Consider the following 3,594-nt stretch of genomic DNA (forward strand, 5'->3'; position numbering starts at 1 on the left):
CTCACCTCGAGCATGTGAGCACCGAGGATCTTCTCGTCGCCCGGCACGAGGTTGTAGGTGTAGTCCTCCATCAGGCTCGCGCCGCCCGCAAGCCCCGCCCCCATCACATTGGCGGTGCGCACGAGGATCGCGGTCTTCCAATCGCCCTCGGCACCGAATCCGTATCCCTCGGCCATGAGCCTCTGCACGGCAAGCCCTGGCAACTGGCGAAGCGCACCCAGATCTTCAAAGCTCGTCGTGAAGGCACCGAACCCGCCCGATTCGAGAAACGATCGCAGCCCGATTTCGGTCGCGGCGCCGTACCGCAGCGAGTCGTGCCGAGCGCCACCGCGGCGAAGCTCAGGTGCCACGTCATAGAGGCGCTCGTACTCGGCAACGAGGGAGTCGATGTCATCCTCCGACGCCGCGTTCACCGCCTCAGCGAGCTCGTTCACGCTCCAGGTGTTCACCTGCACACCAAAGCGCAGCTCCGCCTCGGTCTTGTCACCCTCCGTGACAGCGACGTTGCGCATGTTGTCGCCAAAACGGGCGAGCTTAAGCGAGTGGGTTGCTGCCCATCCGGATGCTGCCCGCTGCCAGGTTGCCACCTCGGCAATGACGCGCGGGTCGCTGACATGGCCAACCACGGTCTTGCGGGCCACCCCCAGCCGGGTCTGAATGTATCCGAACTCACGGTCGCCGTGCGCCGCCTGGTTGAGGTTCATGAAGTCGAAGTCGATGTCGGCCCACGGCAGCGCAATGTTGGCCTGCGTGTGCAGATGAAGCAGAGGTTTGCGCAGGGCATCGAGACCTGCGATCCACATTTTGGCGGGGCTGAACGTGTGCATCCAGGCAATGAGCCCGATCACGTTGTCGTTCGCGTTCGCTTCGAGAGCCAGCCGGCGAATGGCATCGCTCTCTTTGAGCACGGGCTTCCACACCACCGTGACGGGAACCTCGGCCGCCTCGGTGAGCGCCTCGGCGATGGCCTGCGACTGCACGGCGACCTGCTGGAGGGTCTCCTCGCCATAAAGGTTCTGGCTGCCGGTGACGAACCAGACCTCGTAGCGGTCGAGCGAGGTGGAGAGCGCGGGCATCAGGCGGTTCCTTCCGTGGGCTGGCCGTAGACGTTCTGGTAGCGGTCGAAGAGCGAGTCGATCGCAGCCGGCGGAATCGGGATGGGCTCCCCCGCTTGCCGTGCGATGTGCACGGTGCGGGCAATGTCCTCGACCATGACGGCTGCCTTGACGGCATCCCGAGCATCCCGACCGATCGTGAACGGACCATGGTTCTGCATGAGCACGGCCCGCGAGCGGTGACCGCTGAGGGTCGCCACGATTCCGCGACCAATTGAGTCGTCGCCGATGATCGCGAATGGCCCGACAGGTATCTCGCCGCCGAACTCATCGGCCTGGGCGGTGATCACGCACGGGATGGCCTCCCCCCGCGCCGCCCACGCTGTGGCATAGGTCGAGTGCGTGTGCACGGCCCCTCCGACCTCGGGCATATTCCGATACACGTATGCATGGGCGGCGGTGTCGCTCGATGGGCTGCGGTCGCTGCCGGGCGACCCCGGAATCACGGTTCCGTCGAGATCGCAGAGGATCATGTTCTCCGCCGTGAGGTCGTCGTAGTCGACGCCGCTCGGCTTGATCACGAAGAGGTCGGCGCCGGGCACTCTGCCGCTGACATTGCCGCCCGTCCATACGACGAGTCCATACCGGGTGAGCTCGGAGTGGAGCTTCGCCACGTCGGCCCGCACCGAGTCGATGGAGGCCTGGGCTTCGGGGCTCATGCGGCTCATGCGGGCACCCCGACAGCCCACGCGGCCCGACGGCGCGCCTTGAGTCGCTTCATCACGTCGTTGCCACCTCGGCCAAAGTAGTCGTGCAGCCTGGTGTAGTCCGCGAACAGTTCGTCGTAGGCGTCCGCTGCCGCATCGTCGGGAATGTATACATTGCGGTCGACCCGACCCATGGCCTCTCCCGCCGATCGCACATCGGCATACGCTCCCGCCGCAACTGCGGCATGGATCGCCGAACCGAGAGCGGGGCCCTGCTGGCTCGCGATCACCGAGATCGGCATCCGCAATACGTTGCTGTAGGTCTGCATCACGAACGCATTGCGGATGAGCCCGCCTGCGGCGATGAACTCGCGAACGGCGATCCCGCTCGCGTTGAACGCGTCAACGATCGTGCGGGTGCCAAAGGCCGTGGCTTCGAGCAGCGCCCGGTAGATATCCTCCGGCCTAGTCGTGAGCGTCATCCCCAGCACGAGCCCGCTGAGTTCGTGGTCCACCAGCACCGAACGGTTGCCGGAGTGCCAGTCGAGAGCGAGCAAACCGTGTCCACCGACGGGCTGATCCTGCGCCAGCTCGGTGAGGTACTCGTGGATGCTCAGGCCACGCTCGCGCGCGGCCCGATGGTAGTCGGCGGGCACCTGGTTGGTCACGTACCAGGCGAAGATATCGCCGACGCCCGACTGCCCCGCCTCATAGCCGTAGAGACCAGAGACAATGCCGCCGTCGACAACCCCGCACATGCCCGCTACTTCGGCCAGCGCATCCGAATTCATCACGTGGCAGGTGCTCGTGCCCATGATGGCCAGCATCTGACCGGGCTCAACAGCTTTGGCCGCCGGCGCAGTGACATGGGCGTCGACGTTGCCCACCGCGACGGCAATGCCCTCCGGCAGCCCCGTCCAGGCAGAAGCTTGGGCGGTGAGGGTGCCCGCAGCGTCACCCAGTTGCCCAATCTCGTGGGCAACCTTCTCGTCGGCAAAGTCGGCGAAGTCGGGGTTCAGGGCGGCGAGGAACTCGCGGCTCGGGTATGCCCCGTCCTGCCAGATTCCCTTGTAGCCCGCGGTGCACGCGTTGCGCACATAACGCCCCGTGAGCTGCCAGACAATCCAGTCTGCTGCCTCCACCCAGTGATCCATGCGGGCATAGACCTCGGGGTCTTCTTCGAGAACCTGCAGGCCCTTGGCGAACTCCCACTCACTCGAGATCAGCCCGCCGTACCGCGGCAACCACGGTTCACCCCGCTCTGCCGCAACCGCATTGATGCGGTCGGCTTGCCCCTGCGCGGCATGGTGCTTCCACAGCTTCACATAGGCGTGCGGGCGGCCCTCAAAGCCGGCAACTTCGTTGAGCGGCGTGCCGTCGGCGAGCACGGGCATGGGGGTCGACGCGGTGAAGTCGGTGCCGATGCCGATTACAGATGCCGGATCGATTCCCGCCATGGCCACAGCCTCGGGGACTGCGGTCGTGAGCACTCCCACGTAGTCGGCCGGAACCTGCAGAGCCCACTCGGGGTCGAGCCGCTCGCCGGTCGACGCCAATACGGTGTCCATCACGGCGTGGGGGTACTCGAAGGTGGCGGAGCCCAGTTCCTCGCCGTCGGAGACCCTAACCACGACGGCCCGGCCACTCAGCGTTCCGAAGTCGACCCCGATGACATACGTCTCATCGGCAGCACTCTCGGATGAACTCACCGGGCGACTCCTTCGTCAGCGGATCAGTCCCCGCTCCATCGGCTCCCATCCTGAGGATGCGGCGTCGGGGCGGCTAGATGTGACCGTTCACATCAGGCGACATGCTACCCCCATTTGCGGGAG

Annotated in this window: 3 protein-coding genes; all 3 read right to left on the minus strand. The window is 65.7% G+C overall.

The window, feature by feature from the left end; genetic code table 11:
- The coding region (locus tag AC062T_RS13305; RefSeq protein WP_476030777.1) for an L-arabinose isomerase family protein at positions 1 to 1,076 on the minus strand (1,076 nt) is incomplete at its 3' end.
- A complete protein-coding gene (locus AC062T_RS13310; protein WP_476030779.1) occupies positions 1,076 to 1,783 on the minus strand; it encodes an L-ribulose-5-phosphate 4-epimerase in 708 nt (235 codons plus the stop codon). The genes AC062T_RS13305 and AC062T_RS13310, both read right to left, overlap by 1 nt.
- The gene (gene araB, locus AC062T_RS13315; RefSeq protein ID WP_476030781.1) at positions 1,780 to 3,471 is read right to left on the minus strand and encodes a ribulokinase; all 1,692 of its coding nucleotides are present in this window, start codon (positions 3,469 to 3,471) and stop codon (positions 1,780 to 1,782) included. Before araB ends, AC062T_RS13310 begins: the two co-directional genes overlap by 4 nt.
- Between the last annotated feature and the right edge of the window lie 123 nt (positions 3,472 to 3,594).

It is taken from the genome of Homoserinimonas sp. (genome assembly GCF_056262345.1).